1 protein-coding gene is annotated in these 713 nt (G+C 60.9%); it reads left to right on the forward strand.

The features are described from left to right. The first annotated feature begins 136 nt into the window (after nt 1-136). Entirely contained in the window at nt 137-349 is a 213-nt protein-coding gene (locus AACX88_RS17495) for a hypothetical protein (protein ID WP_339394130.1), read from the forward strand. The last annotated feature ends 364 nt before the right edge of the window (nt 350-713 follow it).

The raw sequence follows: 713 nt of genomic DNA on the forward strand, positions 1-713 counted from the left end.
GGAGGAGTTCGGTGTGTGGCCGATGAAGGTCTCGACGATCGAACGAGGCAAATCACGCGATGATGAGTTCGCAAGCAGGTATCGCAAATTTCTCCTCAATGCCGCTTGACTGAGCATAGGAGCATCAGATGCGCTAGTGGCGCGCGTCGCTTGTGAGGTCAATCAGCGAGCCAAGGAGCTCTTCGACGAGATGGTCCGCGACGCAGTGGCCAAGCAGCAGGAGCGAGACTGTGCCGAGGAGCAGGCCGGCAACGGGTCCGACCGTCACACGTCGACCAACTACGCAAAGCAGCTCTGGCACGACGTCAAACGTGCTCTCAATACCCGGCCCCGAAAGAAGCGCAGCTGACTGCGTTCGCTCTGAGTGGGCACTCTCGCTCACCACGGTTGGTCAAGTGCGAGCACATCTGAGAAAGACCATGGTCGCTCAAGCCGGAGAGCACTTTTCGATCGTTCCTCGGGTCCAAAAGTGCTCTCCGGCTTGAGCGAGGTTTGAGCGAGCCGTTAGCAGCGACTCCGACGCGGCATTACCGACCGCGCGCGGGCGCCCGACTGCTGTGAGCCGTTCCGCGGCGGCAGGCCCGCTCTGGGGTGTGACACTTCTCGTAGACAGTCGTTACCAGGAAGGCACGACAGGGAATCATGTCTACGAATCGCAGGACGTTCACGCCGGAGTTCAAAGCCGACGCGGTCCAGTTGGTGGTGCAGGGGCG

The sequence above is a fragment of the Brevibacterium metallidurans genome, from assembly GCF_037101285.1.
Taxonomy (GTDB): domain Bacteria; phylum Actinomycetota; class Actinomycetes; order Actinomycetales; family Brevibacteriaceae; genus Brevibacterium; species Brevibacterium metallidurans.